The sequence below is a fragment of the Rhizobium esperanzae genome (assembly GCF_014197615.1).
GTDB classification, from domain to species: domain Bacteria; phylum Pseudomonadota; class Alphaproteobacteria; order Rhizobiales; family Rhizobiaceae; genus Rhizobium; species Rhizobium esperanzae_A.
Map to the genome: position 1 here is coordinate 58,606 of NZ_JACIFY010000023.1, position 16,624 is coordinate 75,229.

Consider the following 16,624-nt stretch of genomic DNA (forward strand, 5'->3'; position numbering starts at 1 on the left):
GGATACAATCTGGAAAGCCGGAGACGGAATGCCGAAGGTGCTGCGCACGATCTACGACGTGGTCTACGACGCGATCTGTCATATGATCGAGGATGACGGTTTCGCCATGGCGAGCCACGTGGCGCTGTCGAGCCTGCTTGCAGTTTTCCCCTTCCTGATCTTCGGCACGGCACTCGCCAGCTTTCTCGGCGCCGATCAATTCTCCTCGACCGCCATCCACCTGATCTTCGACACCTGGCCGGAGGCGATCGCCAAGCCGCTCGCCGACCAGGTGCTGCAGGTGCTGACCATTCAGCGCGGCGGGCTGCTGACGATCTCGGTGCTGGCGGCCGCCTATTTCGCCTCGAACGGCGTCGAGGCGCTGCGCATCTCGCTCAATCGCGCCTACCGGGTGCAGGAGACGCGGCCGTGGTATTTCACCCGCCTCGCCAGCCTCGGCTACGTGCTGATCGCGGTCATCATCTTTGCGGCGATCAGCATCCTGCTGGTGGCCGTGCCGCTGGCGCTCGATTATGCCAGGAAGTGGCTTCCGCTGTTTGCCGATACGCTCGACGTCGTCTTCAGCTGGCGCATCTACGGCACGCTGGTCGTTCTGACCGTCGGGCTGCTGGTCGTGCATCTGTGGCTGCCGGCCGGCAAGCGGCGGGTCTTCGATGTCATTCCGGGCGTGCTGCTGACGCTGCTTCTCTGGCTGGCCGGGGCGCTGATCTTTGCCTATTATCTGGCGACCTTCGCCAATTATACCGCCACCTATGCCGGTCTCGCCTCCGTCATGATCGTGCTGATCTTCCTCTACATGGTCGGCGTCATCTTCATCATCGGCGCGGAGATCAATGCGGCGCTGATCAAATTCCGCGTCTTCAGGATGTTCTCCCACACGCTGTCGATCGTCGGCAGGCAGCGTGTCGAACGGCGGTCAAAGCCCGACAAGACGGCGAATATCGGCCCCTGACAGGCCGCGGGCGCGCAGTTCCCCAAGCCCGCTGTCGCCTTCGCTCTTCGAAAGCTTGCGGCCGCTCGCATCGAGAATGAGACGGTGATGGTGATAGAGGGGCTGCGGCAGGTCGAGCAGCACCTGCAGCAGCCGGTGCACCGATGTCGCCGGGAAGAGATCGAAGCCGCGCACGACATGGCTGACACCCTGCAGCGCATCGTCGACGACCACCGACAGATGATAGCTCGACGGGGCGTCCGAGCGCGACAGGATGACATCGCCCCAGACTTCGGGCTCGGCGGCGATCTCGCCCGATCTGCCGTCGCCGGTTTCCGTCCAGAACAGCAGTTCACCGATCAGGTCCAGCGCCTTGCGCATATCGAGCCGCCAGGCATGTTTCTTCCCCGAGGCCAGCATCTCCCGCCATTCCTCTTCCGGGCGCTCGCGATCGTTGGCGGGATAATGCGGCGTGCCGTCGGGATCGCGCGGCCAGGAGGCACCGGCCGCCTCATAGGCGGCGACGCGCGCCTTCACCTCGCCGCGGGTCAGGAAGGCCGGATAGACCAGGCCGCGCTCGATCAGCGCATGCAGCGCCGCCTGATATTCGGGAAAATGTTCCGACTGGCGCCGTACCGGACTTTCCCAATCAATCCCCAGCCAGTCGAGATCCCTGAGGATGCCGGCTTCGAATTCGGGTGTGCAGCGCGTCTGGTCGATATCCTCGATGCGCAGCAGCAGGCGGCCATGCGCGGCTTCCGCCATGTCATGGTTCAGGAGGGCCGAGAGGGCATGGCCGAGATGCAACTGTCCGTTCGGGCTCGGCGCAAAACGAAATACAGGTTTTTGACGCTCACTCGTGATCATGCTTTCTTCTGCCACGGATTTGAGTTTCGAACCACTGGGAGGCAATGTGCAGATCATCCGCAACGACGACGATGTCAGTCGGGGGCTGGAGGCGCTGCTTGGCATCGATCCGAGCCTTGCGCCGATCGCCAGGGATATCGGGCCGCTTCCGTTGCGGCTGCGCGAACCCGGTTTTGCCGGCCTTGCCCATATCATCGTCTCGCAGATGGTATCGCGCGCCAGCGCCGAGGCGATCTGGCGGCGGATGCTGCCGGCGGACGGCCTTCTGACCGCCGAAGGCTACGTGCTGCTTCATTCGGAGGCCTGGCGGGAATTCGGGCTGTCGCGGGCCAAGGCCGAGACGCTCGCGCGGATCGCCGAGGCCGTTGCCTCCGGCCGCCTCGATCTTTCCGGGCTCTGCCTGAAGCCGCCTGAAGAAGCGCTTGGCGAGCTGACGGCGCTCAAGGGCGTCGGTCCGTGGACGGCGGAGGTCTATCTGATGTTTTGCGGCGGCCATGCCGATGTCTTTCCGGCCGGCGATGTCGCGCTGCAGAATGCCGTCGGTGCGGCATTCGGTCTCGCGGCACGGCCGCAGGCAAAGGCGCTTGCCGCGCTTGCGCAAGCCTGGTCGCCGTGGCGCTCCGTGGCCGCACGGCTTTTCTGGGCCTATTACGCCGCGAAAACGCGCCGCGACATGGTGCCGACGGCCTGATCGGCATCACTCTTCAAATTGCCTTTATCCTCTGAATTTATTGGACTTCACAATCCTGTAACAACCGGCCTAATATACAGGTGCAGATGCCGAATCGATCAGGAGAGTCCCTTGACGATTGCAGTCTCCCCCCAGGCCCTGCCAGCGCTCGTTCTGAACGCTGACTACCGGCCGCTGAGTTATTACCCCTTGTCGCTGTGGTCCTGGCAGGACGCGATCAAGGCGGTATTTCTCGACCGTGTGAACATCATCGCAGAATATGAGCATTCGGTTTCCTCACCGAGCTTCTCGATGCGGCTTCCGAGCGTCGTGTGCCTGAAGACTTACGTTCAGCCGTCCCGCAATCCGGCTTTCACCCGGTTCAACGTCTTCCTGCGCGACCGGTTCGAATGCCAGTATTGCGGCGCCCATGACGACCTGACCTTCGACCACGTCATCCCGCGCGCCCATGGCGGCGAGACGACCTGGGAGAATGTCGTGGCAGCCTGTTCGCCCTGCAATCTGCGCAAGGGCAGCAAGCTTCCCAAGCAGGCAAGCATGTTCCCATCGCAGAAGCCCTATCAGCCGACGGTGCAGGATCTGCACAATAACGGCCGGCTGTTCCCGCCGAACTATCTGCACGACAGCTGGCTCGACTATCTCTACTGGGATACCGAACTGCAGCCCTGATCGCAGCCTGAAGCGCGTCGCGGTCTTCTCGCTCGCCGCACAGTTTGCGCGACAGGCTTAAGCCGATTTGCGGACGCCGACGAAGGCGAAGGCTGCAAGCAGAATTCCCGCGATCACGTTCCAGCCTGCAAAAGACAGGCCGAGCACCCGGAGCGCCGCATCGGTGCAGGACGGGCCCTTGATCGTATTGAGCTCGGTGAGCAGATCGCCGGCATTGCTCGTCATGCTGTTTGCCGTCGTCGAGCAGGTGGCAGGCCCCGGCCAGAAATGCCATTCGACGCCGGCGTGATAGACGCCCATGCCCGCCGTGACCAGCATCAGGATGCCGGCGGCGAGAATGAGCGCGCGGGTGATCCAGTTCGGCAGGCCGACGAGCTCGGAGATGGCGGCGAGGATGGCGATCGGGATGGCGTAATAATAAGGCTGGCGCTGCAGCAGGCAGAGCGCGCAGGGAATATAGCCGCCGATATATTGGAAACCGAGCGCCGTGCCGACCGCCGCCGCCATGCCGATGGCGAGCAGTATGGAATAGACAAAGCCGGGGCGGGCAAACGGCGAAGAAGTGGCAGTCATGGCGGAACTCCGCGAAGGTGGGCCTAATGAGCGAAAGAGCGGTAGCCGACGTATAGCAGGATCGCGGCGCCGGCGCCGATGCCGACGAGCTGGCCGAGGCGCTTCTCGACGAAATCCCGGATCGGCTCACCGTAGCGGCGCAGCAGCCAGGCGAGAAACAGGAAACGCGCACCGCGCGCGACGATCGCCGAGACGATGAAAAGCCCGAGATTGACGTGGATGACGCCGGACAGGATGGTGACGATCTTGATCGGCGGCAGATGTGCGAGACCCGAGGTGACCAGCAGCAGCAGGATCCATTCGTAGGTGACGTAGGCCTTCATCTGCTCGAAGGCTTCGAGCTTGCCGTAGAATTCGAGAACCGGCCGCGCCACCGTCTCATAGGCGTAAAAGCCGAGCGCCCAGCCGGCGATGCCGCCGAGCACGGAGGCGACGGTCGCAATCAGCGCGTAGCGATAGGAGCGTTCCGGCTTGGCAAGCGCCATCGGCAGGAAGAGCACATCGGCGGGGACGAGAAAGACGGAGCTTTCGACGAAGGCGATGACGGCGAGCCAGACTTCGGCCGATTTGCGCGCGGCCAGAGACATGGTCCAGTCGTAAAGTCTGCGGAGCATTCCGTTTCCTTCCTGTTGCGGTGCAAAAAGCTTTAGGGGCCGTGGGCGGCGCTGTAAATGCTCGCCCGTGTCCTTCGTGCCACCGCCATCCAAAAATTTTCGTGATGCGAGGGGGCGACGCCTCTCCCAAGATTTCACGGGATGGCGAATCGGTCATTCTGCGGCAGGCTGCAGAGCATGATGCCGAAAAGTGTGGGCGGTTTTCGGACGAGGCCATGCTCCAGCTGAATTGGGTCGACGTGCAGGGTGGCAAAAGAATGTTCAAAGTGATCGAAGGCGGGCTGGGGCGGGCCGTGCCAATGAATGTCCAGGCCGAAGCGGGCGGCAGGCCGAGCCCCGACGACGTGCGCCGAGAAGCGGCGCGGCGGCTCAGCGAAAGCGGCTGTCATCTGCAGCGTATCCGGGAGTTTGCGACCGGCATGCCGATGCTGGCGGCTCTCAAGCACTTGTCGCTGCAGATCGATTTCGCCGCGGAAGCCTTGTCGCGGCTCGACCCGATCCCCGAGGATTTCCGCTCCGACGGCTATTGGCCGGCGCGCTGAGATTTTCAGCCAGCCGGTTTTGCCGCAGGGGATTATTCCACCTGCGATTTGCGATTCAGGACAGATCCATCGACTTTTCCCACTGCTGACGCAGGACGTTCATCTCCGTGCGCTTCTGGGCCATCTCGCTGACGGCGGCGCGCAGATTGGGATGGTGTGACATGAACATGTTGAAGTCGCGCCGCTCGAGCACCTCGAACTGGCAGAAATCGACGGCGATGACGTCGGCGGTGCGCCGTCCGCCGGTGAGAAGCGCCATTTCGCCGAAGAAGGCGCCCGGCTCCAGGCGGATCGCGCCGCTCGCAAGCCGCACCTCCACCGCTCCCGACGAGATGAAGTACATGCTGTCGCCGCGGTCGCCGCGGCGAATGACGCGTTCGCCAGGAGGGGCGGAATTTGCCTTGAAGAGCAGCAGCAGCTCCTCCTGCGCGTCCTCGCTGACCTGAGAGAACAGCGGGAAGGTTTCGATCAGCTGCTGCATCTTCAACTGATGCTGGCGCTCGCGTTCCTCGCCGAGCGCCCTGATCTTTTCCAGTTCCTTGCCGAGCGTCTTCTGCCTCTTTCTGCCGTAGTTTTCGAAGAGCGAGGGCCATGTCGAATGGGCGTATTTTTTCAATCCGTCGGTCGCGAGAATGACGATCGGGTTCAGCGTGATCGACAGGATGGCGGCGGCCAGGATCAGATCCTGGCCCTCATGCGGCAGCAGCCCGAGCGACACGCCGAGGCCGGCGAGGATGAAGGAAAATTCGCCGATCTGGGCAAGGCCGCCGGCCAATGTCAGCCCCAGGCCGATCGGATATCGCAGCAATATGACGAGCGCGAAGGTGATGATGCCCTTGCCGAGGATGACGAGCGCCAGCGCGCCGATCACCGCCAGCGGCTGGCGCACCAGGATCGACGGGTCGAAGAGCATGCCGACGGAGACGAAGAACAGCACAGAGAAGGCGTTCTGCAGCGGCAGCGAATCGGCCGCCGCCCGGTGGCTGAGCTGGGATTCGCTCATGACGACGCCGGCAAAAAAAGCGCCGAGCGCAAAGGAAACGCCGAAGATCGCCGCCGAGCCGAAGGCGATGCCGAGCGCGATTGCCAGGACCGTCAACGTGAACAACTCCCGCGAGCCGGTGCGGGCGATCATCGTCAGCAGCCAGGGCACGATGCGGGGACCGAGGAAGATCGCCATGGCGGCGAAAGCCGCCACCTTCAACAGCGTCAGGCCGATCGTCAGCACCAGCGGCAGCTCGCCGAGGCCGTGGTTGGTTGTCGCGGCAGCGTTGCCGCCCAGAAGCTCGGCGAGCGCCGGCAGCAGCACCAGCGCCAACACCATCACCAGATCCTCGACGATCAGCCAGCCGACTGCAACACGTCCGCTCGGAGCGTTGACGAGATTGCGCTCCTCCAGCGCCTTCAGGAGAACCACGGTGCTGGCGACCGACAGGCTGAGGCCGAGGACGATGCCGGCGCCGAGGCTCCAACCCGAGAGTTTGCAAAGGCCGATGCCCAACAGGGTGGCGAGAATGATCCGTCCGATCGCGCCCGGCACGGCGATGCCGCGCACGGCAAGCAGATCGGAAGCGGAAAAATGCAGGCCGACGCCGAACATCAGAAGGATGACGCCCATTTCGGCGAGCTGGCCGGCAAGAGCGGTATCGGCGACGAAGCCCGGCGTGAACGGCCCCATCAGGATGCCGGCCAAGAGATAGCCGACGAGCGGGGGCAGCCGGAGCCGATCGGCGCCATAGCCGAGAATCGCCGCGAAAACGAAACTGACGGCAACCGTCGCGATGAGTCCTACTTCCTGATGCACGTCCGGCCTCTCTTCTTTAGCGGCGGTCACTTTGGACGAAGCGCGCGCAAAATTAAACAGGTGATTTGGATGGCGAGCGCTTAGTCGTTCCGCGTCCTGCCGGTGAGACGCAGCTATAGTCTGCCGTCGCCTGCCAAGTGACCGGGCGCTCGGCGCTGTTGGAACCAGTTGGGTCTTTTGTCGTTGCCCTTTCATCAAGAAAGGAGAAACGACATGCGGAAGATCATCCTCAACTGTACTGTGGCGGCCCTTGCCGCCTGCTCGTTTGCAGCGCCTGCTCTGGCCGACAGCGTCTATGTCAGGGAACGTTCCTATGACGATGGTTATCGTCACGAGCGGGTTCGGCCCGGCATTACCATCAGCGAGCGTGGCGTCACTTTCGGTGCGGTGCGCGAACGTGAGCACCGCCGCTATCGCGACAGCGGCTGCGAAACCAGAAGCGTCACCCGGCAGACCGACGAAGGCGAAGTCACCAGGACGGTTCGCCGTTGCGATTAACCGGACATGCACGAAAGACGAAGCCCGGTTCCCAAGAGCCGGGTTTCGTCTGTCAATATGGTGCTTTGTTGACGGTTAAGTCGACAAATCCACCGTTAATCATTCACAATCAGTCTGCGTCAAATCCAAACTGGGTCTTCCAGGGCAGGTTGTACTGGCGTTGTGGCGACTTTTTCAAAGCGGACACGATTTTTTTGTCTGAAAAATGCCGAGAATAAAAGGCAACTGCTAAAGCTGCTTCATATTCATTCAATCGATCTCGATTGTCTAGCGACGGGCGACGCCTATCTAGGCCGGCAGTTATTAGAGAAACAAGTTCCTTGCTTAGTGTTGGTCGCCAACTATTCCTGTTTGCGTTAATGCGTGACAGGGCAAAACTGGCCATTTCTTGGTGATTTTCTTGAGTCCATAAGTCCAAAAGCCGCTGAAGTATACGGGTGTCATACTTTACTTCGGGAAGCCTTGCGATCACCCATCCCCAAGCCCAGCACGCTGCTTCTATGACCTGTGGGTGCTCGCTGAATAAACGTGCTTCTATAACATCAATGAAATCGGTGATTCGATATTCAATGTGCTGATCGGCCCAATGAGAACAGCAGATTATCAGGAGCCCGGTGACTACCTCCCGCTCATTCTCGCTCGAAAGCAACTGAGTTAGAACTTCGTGCCCTCGGCCCTTAGACCAGTATTCCCGATCATGAGCGAGATAGGAGAGGAAGCCGTAAGTGTTCCGTATCCAGCATTCTTTCCAAACTTTCCTACCTACATATAGCTCCCATGCTCTGTCTCTCAACTCATCACCATAAGGTCCTCTTGCGAGAGCGCTCCAGCCGTTATTTGTTCTGCAGCCGCGAGCGAAATGGGCGAGGATATCAACCGCCTCTGCAAGCACACCATTGGATGCTTGAGCTCCTTCAGCGAGGCATTCGCATAGCAGCGAGATGGTGTCCGGTAGCTTCTCCCCGTCCTTCCACTTTTGAAATTCGGGAAATGACCTAGATTCAAGCAATCGCTTCTTTATCGTGTTGGCACCTGCTACAATTGCTTCCATCAGTGGCTCAGCGCTCTTGCCGGCAAGCACAGCCGCCATCGGAATTACCTCTTTCCATTCCTTGGTGAATAGGCGCTTCCGAAGGGGCGTAAGTAAATTGTCTCCGGTCTTGTATCCAAGGTAGTGTCCATCAACTGCGGCAATTGCAGCGAGGTATTCCTGAAACGTCAAATGTCGGAACTGATAGAAGGGAACAGGTTTGCTGCCTTGAAGCTGGTGCCCAGCTTCGACTAGAAGGCTCGACCGTAATTCTACCCTCTCCAAGAAAGTGGTAGCGTCATCCTTCGCTATTCGCTTGAGATGTGGGAACTCCTCCCTCGCAGCATCAAGAATTGTCGCCAACTCGCGAAATGTAGCAGTCTGACGTCCTTCAAGCATTAAATCAAAGGCGATCGCAGCCAGTTGCGGTACAGATTCTTTTACATTTAGCGCTTGATGGCCTTTAATGTTCCAGGTGTCCAGGAGGACATCGACCGCTCTATCGTAAAGACTAACTTTATCAGGCGGAAGTCGGCCGTTGCTATGTTTTACAACCAGCAGCATTGTGAGCAGTAAGGGATTTTCGGCAAGGCGACGTAGCGCATCCGTGTGCAAGATTTGTTGGGAAATCTGAGCAGCTTCTGTTTCAGCATCTGCGCGATTTGCTACCATTATTACATGCCAGTAACTCGATAGTAATTTTATGGTATCTGGCTGAAGAGGGGCTATTCGCCATTTCGTACAAAACCGCGAGATGGACGGTGCCACCAAGCTGAAGCTCGCTTCTCTGCTAGTTACGACGAGTCTCACGTTTGGGTAAGTCTCGACAAACTTCTCAAGGTTCTCTGTGAATGTTAATCTGAGGCCGTCATCGTGAATTTCATCGAGGCCATCCACCAATAGAAGAACATTTCCCTTCTCGAAATGCGGTAGCAACGCGTCTCTCAAGCCGCGAAGCTTCAAATTTCCTGTAATCTCGTCGATATGCTGAAGTAAACTTAAAATTGGTTTATCGATGAAATGGCGCCATTCTCGGCATCTAATCAAAACAGGAAGTAAATCAAGTTCAGGAAGATGGTCGTCGCTGCTACCTCGTCTTTTAGCGTCGGCATAGGCCACCGCTAACCTCTTTAGGAGGAAAGTCTTACCTCCTCCAGGCAATGCAAGAATTGCCATCTTCGGCGAGATGTCAAAAGCTTCGCCGAAGGCTGTGGTTTCGTGTTCTCGATGCCATTTGTTTAGTTTGGCCTCACGATCAGGATCGTTTGGTGAGATATCAGGCGGAATCGGATCCACATCGAGTGGTACAAAAAGCCGCTCTAAGTCAAATTTGCGCTGTGCGGTTTCGTTGTCGGCTCTGATGCCTTCCAGCGTCATCTGCCCACAATCTTTAATGAGGCTAGATAGATACTCGCTTATTACAAGCTGTGCTTGAGTGTCGTGATTAATCAGCGGTGCCATAACCGCTTGGCTTTCTAAGCCAACGCCGAACAACTTGATTAGAAAGTCTGGAAGGTCGGAATAGTGGTCGCCATAAGATAGCGGATCAACGAAGTCGCGCCACCTAGGATCGGTGTCGCGCATGAGTGCTTCAGTTGAGGAAACGAGAGCAAAATGTCTAGCGCCTACATCTGAAAGATTGGTGCGCAGCCACCCAATTAGATTCGAGAAATTCGGATCTTCGAAAGTGTCCCCGCACCCTATGAAGAGCAGGTTGTTGAATGCCCCCATATGCCGTTGAAAAAGGTCGCGGACATCGCTCCCAATTGCTTTTTGATAATCTCTTATCCCTAGGATGCACGACGAAGGCTCCTCCCAACACCCATGCAGGTGCATTATGGCAGGAGATGATTCCGTAACAAATGAGGCGAGATCATTCTTCCGTTCCAATAAGAAACTGCGCTTGCCTGTGACTTGCTCCGCCAATGTATCGTAATTCAGCGTGCAAATTTTCGCTCCACTCCCTCCGATGATGCTCAGTGCTTCAAACATCCGATTCTTAATTGGTGCGATATGCGAGAACGTATCCTGCATCCACCTCGCGTAGGTGTTACTGTAAGGTGCGTCCAGCTTTCTTCCAACAAATTCGGCGGCTCCAACTAATTCGTCGATATCGTCGGAATGAATTTGTCCAAACCATCGAGCTTGCTGCTCGCTCGTCAGAATGCCTTTTTTTACGGAATACTCGTATGCATTCGGATCAATCCTTTCCAGGACAACGCCTTCTCGGTTGCATCCGTCAGAGCTAGGCTAACACCTGTTCCGAGAACAACCACGAGTCGGCGGGATTTCAGGGCACCCTGAAGAATACTTATTTTTTTATCGTCATTCATACTGATTCATCCCCTGCCTGTCGCACTATTGTGGGGTTGCAGACGAAGTCAACTGTAGACTTTGCGTTGCCAGCCCGGATCCGATAATCAACGTTTGTAGCGCTGGCGCTTCCCGACCAGCATATAAGTCGGCGCTCATCACGATAATCGTCATGAGCGGGTCCGGCCCGGCATCACCGTCAGCGAGCGTGGCGTCACTGTCGGTGCGGTGCGCGAACGTGAGCACCGGCGCTATCGCGACAGCGGCTGCGAAACCAGAAGCGTCACCCGCCAGACCGACGAAGGCGAAGTCACCAGGACGGTTCGCCGTTGCGATTAACCGGACATGCACGAAAGACGAAGCCCGGTTCCCAAGAGCCGGGTTTCGCCTTTCCTGCGCCAATCTCTCAATACAGTGGTGAAAGTCGTCCGTCGGTGTTATGAGCACGCCTTTGGTAGAAGCGCACTCCCAGCGCAAATACCGCCTGCACAGGATTTTCCACGATGATTGAACTTACGCCGTCCCAGATCGCCGCACTGAAACTCGCCAGGGATGGAGACCTTTACCCTCAGCCAGCCAATAAATGGACGCATCAGAACGCGACAGTGACTTATGCAAAGAACGACCGTTGGAAAGAACGGCCGCAGAAAATCAAATCGGTCACTGCCAAGACGCTGGGCGAGCTGAAGGAGCCGGGTTTCCTCGAGCGGCGGCACCTGGATGACGACGGCGCGAAAGACGTCTACGGCATCACCATGGCCGGCAAGATGTGGCTGTTGAAGAACAAGTAGTTTCGGCTGAATGCGAATTCGTTGCGTGCTTCCGCGTCAGCTTGATGATGCGGAGGCGCGACGCGATTGTATTCGGGATGATGGTGCTGCTATCGGGAGCATGATCGAACCAGTCCGCCTTCGTTCCTGACGGAACTGCGGCGCGACAAGCCGAAGCTCATAGAGCGTAGGCTGGTGCCCCATGCCGGGGTCGAACCAGCACTTCTTTCGAAACTCGATTTTGAGTCGAGCGCGTCTACCAATTCCGCCAATGGGGCAACGGATACGGGCGGCTGTCTAACATGCGGGCGGCCGCAGATGCAAGACGGGCAAGCGAAGTTATCGGACTGATCCGGTAGAGAGATCCGGCCTCGTTTCGAGGCCGGAGGCTGTCCGATATCAATGGGCGCCGGCAGGCGCCGGGGCGCTCAGGCCGGATTTCTTCAGGGTGATCGCCAGGATCGAGGCCAGCAGGCAGAAGGCGCCGGCGACGAAGAAGGCAGGCAGGTAGCTCGAAAGCTCGGTGCGCGAGAGGCCGGCGCCATAGGCGGCGGTGGCGGCGCCCAGCTGATGGCCGGCAAAGACCCAGCCGAAGACGAGGCCGGCCTTTTCACGGCCGAAGCGGTCGGCGGCGATCTTGACGGTCGGCGGCACGGTGGCGATCCAGTCGAGGCCGTAGAAGATGGCGAAGATGGAAAGGCCGTAAAAGCTGAAATCGCTGAAGGGCAGGTAGAGCAGCGAGAGGCCGCGAAAGCCGTAATAGAAGAACAGCAGCCAGCGATTGTCGAAGCGGTCGGACAGCCAGCCGGAGCCGATGGTGCCGAAGAAATCGAAGATGCCCATGACGGCCAGCACGCTGGCGGCGGCCACCGGCACGATGCCGAAATCGCCGCAGAGGGTGACGAAATGGGTCTGGATCAGGCCGTTGGTGCTGAGGCCGCAGATGAAGAACGTGGCAAACAGGATCCAGAAGGTCGAAGTCTTCGAGATTTCCCTGAGCACGGTGATCGGCGTCATCAGCGCGGTGCCGAGAGAGGTGCTTGCCGGCGGCGGCGTTACATCGGTTTCGCCGAGCGAGGGCAGGTTGAGGTCGGCCGGGCGATCCCGCATGAAGGCAAGGACGGCAAAAGCTGCGACCATGATCATGGCGCAGACGAAAAACACCGTCGATCGCCAGCCGTAGCGCTCCGTCAACTCGGCCATCAGCGGCAGAAAGACCAGCTGGCCGGTGGCGGAGCTTGCCGAAAGCATGCCGACGACGAGGCCCCGATGCTTGGTGAACCAGCGGGTGGAGACCGTCGCCGCCAGCACCATGGCCGTCAGGCCGGTGCCGAAACCGACGACGATGCCCCAGAGCGCCAGCAGATGCCAAAGCTTGGTCATGAACAGCGAGCCGACGAAGCCGGCGCCGATCAGGGCGAGCGCGAAGACGATGACCTTGCGCACGCCGAAATAATTCATGAAGGCGGCTGCGAAGGGACCCATGAAGCCGAACAGAATCAGGCGGATCGCCAGCGCCGAGGAGATCTGCGAGGTCTCCCAGCCGAACTCGTCCTGCAGCGGCTTGATGAGCACGCCGGGTGCGCCCATGGCGCCTGCTGTCACCAGCATGGTGAGGAAGGTCGCGGCAACGACGACCCAGCCGTAGTGGATGTTGCGCCGGGCAAGGGTAGAAGCAAGGGCTGTGGAGACCATGGGGCGAAATTCCGTTGGATTCGGGTTCGGGAGAATAGAGGCCTGATTTACATGATGGTCATCATATTTGTTGCTTATTCATGATGGACGTCATATATTTTGTCAAGCGACTATTTCTGGAGATGAAAATGCGGGTCAGCCGCGAAAAATTTGCCGAAAACCGAGAGAAAATCCTGAGCGTTGCCGGCGTGCTCTTCCGTGAGAACGGCTTCGACGGGGTCGGCGTCGCCGACATCATGAAGGCGGCGGGGCTGACGCATGGCGGCTTCTACGGCCATTTCGGCTCGAAGGACGATCTGGCGCTCGAGGTCAGCCGTAATCTCATTGAGAAGGTCGAGACGCGCTGGAAGGAGCATATTGCGGAGGAGCCGGAGCGGCCGCTGGCGGCACTTCTCGATCATTATATCCACTGGCGCACGGTCGACGATCCGGGCGGCAGCTGCGTTTTCGCCACGCTGATCCAGGAGGTGAGCCGCAGCCGCGGCGCCGTTCGGGCCGTGTTCAGCGATGGGCTGTCGGTGCTGGTCGACACACTCGCCGATATCGTTCCCGGCGAGAGCGAAGAGGAGCGCCGCGCCAATGCCGCGACGACGCTGTCATCGATGATGGGCGCCGTCATTCTCGCCCGCGCGGTCGAAGACAGGGCGCTTGCCGAGCAGTTTCTGGTGACAATGCGCCGGCAGCTCGATCCCGGCAGCCGGGCATAATCTCAGGCTCGCAAGGACATTCGATCCCCTCTCCGCCTGTCGGTGAAGATGGGAACGTGCCTACTTGAAGCCGGCAATGGCGTGCGGGACGTAGGGCGCTTCCAGCGCGGCGATTTCCTCGGCGGTGAGCTTGACGGAGAGTGCGGCAACGGCGTCGCCAAGGTGGTTCGGCTTGGAAGCGCCGATGATCGGGGCGGTCACGGCGCTTTTCTGCAGGATCCAGGCGGTGGCGATCTGGGCGCGGGAGATGCCGCGGGCTTTGGCGATCTCCGCCACAGTTTCGACGATCCTGCGGTCGGCATCGATGGACTTGTTATAGAGCGTCTTGCCGAATTCGTCGGTCTCGCTGCGTGCCGTCGCCTCGTCCCAGTCGCGGGTCAGGCGGCCACGGGCCAGCGGGCTCCAGGGGATGACGGCGATTTTCTGGTCCTCGCAGAGCGGCAGCATTTCGCGCTCTTCCTCGCGGTAGAGCAGGTTCAGGTGGTCCTGCATGCTGACGAATTCGGTCCAGCCGTTCAGCCTGGAGATGTAGAGCGCCTTGGCGAACTGCCAAGCATACATGGAGGAAGCGCCGATATACCGCGCCTTGCCCGATTTGACGACGTCGTGCAGTGCTTCCAGCGTTTCCTCGATCGGCGTCGTGTAATCGAAACGGTGGATCTGGTAGAGGTCGACGTAATCGGTGCCGAGGCGGCGCAGGCTGTTGTCGATCTCATCGAAGATCGCCTTGCGCGACAGGCCGGCGCCGTTCGGGCCAGGCCGCATGCGGTTGAACACCTTGGTCGCGAGCACGATGTCCTCGCGCTTGGCGAAGTCCTTTATGGCGCGGCCGACGATCTCTTCCGAAGAGCCGTTGGAATAGGTGTTGGCGGTGTCGAGGAAATTGATGCCGAGGTCGATCGCCTGCCGGATCATCGCCCGGCTTTCTTCCTCCCGCAGGCTCCAGGCGTGATTGCCGCGGCCGGGATCGCCGAAGGTCATGCAGCCCAGGCAGATTTTCGAGACTTCCAGCCCGGTCTTTCCAAATTTCGCATATTCCATGAAACGACTCCGTGATGAATTCGACGATCCAATTCGATGCCCCCGGCGGCTTTTCATGATCTAGTGCGGAAACCGGCAAAGTCGCAGGGCGTCCGTCGAAGAATTCGTTCCGGCCCGCGCACAAGAATGCGTGATGGCTTTTCAGCCGCGCCTGCCACCGCCGGTCCGTCCGCTTGCGCATTTGCAGCATAAGGTGTTAGCTGGTGCAACATTCACCGGATTTCGCCTATGATACTGCCGCCTCATGATCGCTACGACGATCTCTATCGCGATTTCTCGTGGCGGATTCCCGAAGATTTCAATATCGGCCGTGCCGTCAGCGACGACTGGGCGGCCCGGGCGCCCGAACGCGTCTGCCTCGAACATTTCAGCCCGGACGGCGATCACCGGGCAATGACCTATCGCGTGCTCGCCGACCGTTCCTCGGCCTTCGCCAATGCGCTCGTCTCGCTTGATATCAAACGCGGCGATCGCGTCGCGCTGCTCCTGCCGCAATCCTTCGAGACGGTGATCGCGCATGTGGCGATCTACAAGACCGGCGCGATCGCGCTGCCGCTGGCGCTGCTCTTCGGCGTCGAGGCGTTGGAATACCGGCTGAAGGCGGCAGGCGTGGCGGCGATCGTCACCAATGGCTTCGGTCTCGAGCGCATCCGGCAGATCCGTGATCGGCTGCCGATGCTGAAACATATCGTCAGCATCGACGGGGTGAGTGCCGATGCGGCCGCCTTCGGCGAGCTGGTCGACGGCCATTCCCCTGTGTTCGAGGTTGCCAGGACCGGCCCGGACGATCCGGCGCTGATGATCTTCACGTCGGGAACGACGGGGCCGCCCAAGGGTGCCCTGCATGGCCACCGCGTCCTGCCCGGGCATATCCCCGGCATGCAGTTCGCCCATGAGGGTTTTCCGCGGGCCGGCGACAAGGTCTGGACGCCGTCCGACTGGGCCTGGGCGGGAGGGCTGCTCAACGCGCTGCTGCCGAGCCTGCTGCTCGGCGTTCCCGTCGTCTCGTCGCCGGCACAGAAATTCGATGCCGACATGGCCTACCGCATCATGGCGGAGATGAGGGTGCGCAACGCCTTCATTCCGCCGACGGCATTGCGGCTGATGCGCGCCGTTTCCGATCCGCGCTCGAAATATGACCTGGTGCTGCGTACCATCGGATCGGCCGGCGAGGCGCTCGGCCGGGAGACCTATGAATGGGCGCGGCGCGCGCTCGGCATCACCGTCAATGAATTCTACGGTCAGACGGAGTGCAATTTCGTGCTCGCTTCGAGCGCCGCCTATGCTGTGACCAAGGCGGGCGCGATAGGGCGGGCGGTGCCTGGGCATTGTGTTGCGATCGTCAATGATGCGGGTGACGAGTTGCCGGCCGGTGAGCCGGGCCAGATCGCCATCGCCAGTCCCGATCCCGTCATGTTCCTCGGCTATTGGAACGATGCGGCGGCGACCGAGAAAAAATTCGTCAAGGGCTGGATGCTCACCGGCGATATCGGCCGGCAGGATGACGAGGGCTATGTCACCTTCGAAGGCCGCGACGACGACGTGATCACCTCATCCGGGTATCGTATCGGCCCTGCCGAGATCGAGGATTGCCTGATCGGCCATCCCGCCGTGCAGCTTGCCGCCGCCGTCGGCAAGCCGGATGCGGTGCGCACCGAAATCGTCAAAGCCTATATCGTGCTGTCGCCCGGCCATCATCCAAGCGAGGCGCTGGCGGCCGACATCAGGGAATGGGTGAAGACGCGGCTTTCGATGCACGAATATCCGCGCGAGGTGGAATTCATCGAGGCCCTGCCGCTGACCACCACCGGCAAGGTGATCCGCCGGCTGCTGCGTGAGAAAGCGGCCGCCGAAGGTTAATGCACATCGCCCGGAAGTG

General features: G+C 60.0%; 15 protein-coding genes and 1 tRNA gene. 8 read left to right on the forward strand and 8 right to left on the reverse strand.

Annotation, left to right across the window (positions count from 1 at the left end; translation table 11 throughout):
- Positions 1–28: 28 nt before the first annotated feature.
- A complete protein-coding gene (locus GGD57_RS25495) occupies positions 29–952 on the forward strand; it encodes a YihY/virulence factor BrkB family protein (RefSeq protein ID WP_184472987.1) in 924 nt (307 codons plus the stop codon).
- Here the strand turns inward: GGD57_RS25495 and gluQRS are convergent.
- Positions 917–1,798, reverse strand: coding sequence for a tRNA glutamyl-Q(34) synthetase GluQRS (gluQRS, locus tag GGD57_RS25500; RefSeq protein WP_184472988.1), 882 nt, complete (start codon positions 1,796–1,798; stop codon positions 917–919). The two genes, GGD57_RS25495 and gluQRS, sit on opposite strands and share 36 nt — an antisense overlap.
- Here gluQRS and GGD57_RS25505 point away from each other — a divergent pair.
- Positions 1,797–2,489, forward strand: a complete 693-nt coding sequence (locus GGD57_RS25505; protein WP_184472989.1) for a DNA-3-methyladenine glycosylase family protein — start codon at positions 1,797–1,799, stop codon at positions 2,487–2,489. The two genes, gluQRS and GGD57_RS25505, sit on opposite strands and share 2 nt — an antisense overlap.
- Positions 2,490–2,600: 111 nt before the next feature.
- A complete protein-coding gene (locus GGD57_RS25510) occupies positions 2,601–3,158 on the forward strand; it encodes an HNH endonuclease (RefSeq protein WP_097537242.1) in 558 nt (185 codons plus the stop codon).
- A 57-nt stretch (positions 3,159–3,215) separates the two neighbouring features.
- On the opposite strand, the gene GGD57_RS25515 is transcribed toward GGD57_RS25510, so the two are convergent.
- Positions 3,216–3,731, reverse strand: a complete 516-nt coding sequence (locus GGD57_RS25515; protein ID WP_184472990.1) for a disulfide bond formation protein B — start codon at positions 3,729–3,731, stop codon at positions 3,216–3,218.
- Between the two features lie 23 nt (positions 3,732–3,754).
- Complete coding sequence (locus tag GGD57_RS25520) at positions 3,755–4,345, reverse strand: YqaA family protein (protein WP_184472991.1); 591 nt, start codon at positions 4,343–4,345, stop codon at positions 3,755–3,757.
- A gap of 215 nt (positions 4,346–4,560) precedes the next feature.
- Here GGD57_RS25520 and GGD57_RS25525 point away from each other — a divergent pair, with 215 nt between their 5' ends.
- Positions 4,561–4,887 (forward strand): hypothetical protein, encoded by a 327-nt coding sequence (locus GGD57_RS25525; protein ID WP_246713738.1) that lies wholly within the window; start codon positions 4,561–4,563, stop codon positions 4,885–4,887.
- A gap of 55 nt (positions 4,888–4,942) precedes the next feature.
- On the opposite strand, the gene GGD57_RS25530 is transcribed toward GGD57_RS25525, so the two are convergent.
- Positions 4,943–6,691: a cation:proton antiporter gene (locus tag GGD57_RS25530; protein ID WP_184472992.1), complete on the reverse strand. Its 1,749-nt coding sequence runs from the start codon at positions 6,689–6,691 to the stop codon at positions 4,943–4,945.
- A gap of 213 nt (positions 6,692–6,904) precedes the next feature.
- On the opposite strand from GGD57_RS25530, the gene GGD57_RS25535 reads away from it, so the two are divergent.
- Complete coding sequence (locus GGD57_RS25535; RefSeq protein ID WP_085738537.1) at positions 6,905–7,189, forward strand: hypothetical protein; 285 nt, start codon at positions 6,905–6,907, stop codon at positions 7,187–7,189.
- Between the two features lie 109 nt (positions 7,190–7,298).
- Here GGD57_RS25535 and GGD57_RS25540 read toward each other — a convergent pair whose 3' ends face one another.
- A complete protein-coding gene (locus tag GGD57_RS25540; protein ID WP_184472993.1) occupies positions 7,299–10,253 on the reverse strand; it encodes an SIR2 family protein in 2,955 nt (984 codons plus the stop codon).
- A 782-nt stretch (positions 10,254–11,035) separates the two neighbouring features.
- Here GGD57_RS25540 and GGD57_RS25550 point away from each other — a divergent pair.
- Positions 11,036–11,323, forward strand: a complete 288-nt coding sequence (locus GGD57_RS25550; RefSeq protein WP_085738536.1) for a hypothetical protein — start codon at positions 11,036–11,038, stop codon at positions 11,321–11,323.
- A gap of 172 nt (positions 11,324–11,495) precedes the next feature.
- Here GGD57_RS25550 and GGD57_RS25555 read toward each other — a convergent pair.
- Both GGD57_RS25555 and GGD57_RS25560 read right to left on the reverse strand, forming a co-directional pair.
- Positions 11,496–11,580, reverse strand: a tRNA-Leu gene (locus GGD57_RS25555).
- 121 nt (positions 11,581–11,701) lie between these two features.
- Positions 11,702–12,997 (reverse strand): MFS transporter, encoded by a 1,296-nt coding sequence (locus GGD57_RS25560; RefSeq protein ID WP_184472994.1) that lies wholly within the window; start codon positions 12,995–12,997, stop codon positions 11,702–11,704.
- A 128-nt stretch (positions 12,998–13,125) separates the two neighbouring features.
- Here GGD57_RS25560 and GGD57_RS25565 point away from each other — a divergent pair, with 128 nt between their 5' ends.
- Positions 13,126–13,704 carry a TetR/AcrR family transcriptional regulator gene (locus GGD57_RS25565; protein WP_184472995.1) on the forward strand — a complete coding sequence of 193 codons (579 nt, stop codon included), beginning with the start codon at positions 13,126–13,128 and terminating at the stop codon, positions 13,702–13,704.
- A 60-nt stretch (positions 13,705–13,764) separates the two neighbouring features.
- Here GGD57_RS25565 and GGD57_RS25570 read toward each other — a convergent pair whose 3' ends face one another.
- On the reverse strand, positions 13,765–14,745 hold the full coding sequence (locus GGD57_RS25570) for an aldo/keto reductase (RefSeq protein WP_184472996.1): 981 nt from the start codon (positions 14,743–14,745) through the stop codon (positions 13,765–13,767).
- A gap of 228 nt (positions 14,746–14,973) precedes the next feature.
- Between GGD57_RS25570 and GGD57_RS25575 the strand changes: the two genes are divergently transcribed.
- A complete protein-coding gene (locus GGD57_RS25575; protein WP_184472997.1) occupies positions 14,974–16,605 on the forward strand; it encodes an AMP-binding protein in 1,632 nt (543 codons plus the stop codon).
- The last annotated feature ends 19 nt before the right edge of the window (positions 16,606–16,624 follow it).

Excerpts from the sequence above, each read along its gene's own strand:
- GGD57_RS25495 (WP_184472987.1), top strand. The coding sequence starts at position 29 with ATGCCGAAGGTGCTGCGCACGATCTACGACGTGGTCTACGACGCGATC.
- GGD57_RS25505 (WP_184472989.1), top strand. The coding sequence starts at position 1,797 with ATGCTTTCTTCTGCCACGGATTTGAGTTTCGAACCACTGGGAGGCAAT.
- gluQRS (WP_184472988.1), bottom strand. The coding sequence starts at position 1,798 with ATGATCACGAGTGAGCGTCAAAAACCTGTATTTCGTTTTGCGCCGAGC.
- GGD57_RS25515 (WP_184472990.1), bottom strand. The coding sequence starts at position 3,731 with ATGACTGCCACTTCTTCGCCGTTTGCCCGCCCCGGCTTTGTCTATTCC.
- GGD57_RS25520 (WP_184472991.1), bottom strand. The coding sequence starts at position 4,345 with ATGCTCCGCAGACTTTACGACTGGACCATGTCTCTGGCCGCGCGCAAA.
- GGD57_RS25525 (WP_246713738.1), top strand. The coding sequence starts at position 4,561 with ATGCTCCAGCTGAATTGGGTCGACGTGCAGGGTGGCAAAAGAATGTTC.
- GGD57_RS25535 (WP_085738537.1), top strand. The coding sequence starts at position 6,905 with ATGCGGAAGATCATCCTCAACTGTACTGTGGCGGCCCTTGCCGCCTGC.
- GGD57_RS25540 (WP_184472993.1), bottom strand. The coding sequence starts at position 10,253 with ATGCAGGATACGTTCTCGCATATCGCACCAATTAAGAATCGGATGTTT.
- GGD57_RS25550 (WP_085738536.1), top strand. The coding sequence starts at position 11,036 with ATGATTGAACTTACGCCGTCCCAGATCGCCGCACTGAAACTCGCCAGG.
- GGD57_RS25560 (WP_184472994.1), bottom strand. The coding sequence starts at position 12,997 with ATGGTCTCCACAGCCCTTGCTTCTACCCTTGCCCGGCGCAACATCCAC.
- GGD57_RS25565 (WP_184472995.1), top strand. The coding sequence starts at position 13,126 with ATGCGGGTCAGCCGCGAAAAATTTGCCGAAAACCGAGAGAAAATCCTG.
- GGD57_RS25570 (WP_184472996.1), bottom strand. The coding sequence starts at position 14,745 with ATGGAATATGCGAAATTTGGAAAGACCGGGCTGGAAGTCTCGAAAATC.
- GGD57_RS25575 (WP_184472997.1), top strand. The coding sequence starts at position 14,974 with ATGATACTGCCGCCTCATGATCGCTACGACGATCTCTATCGCGATTTC.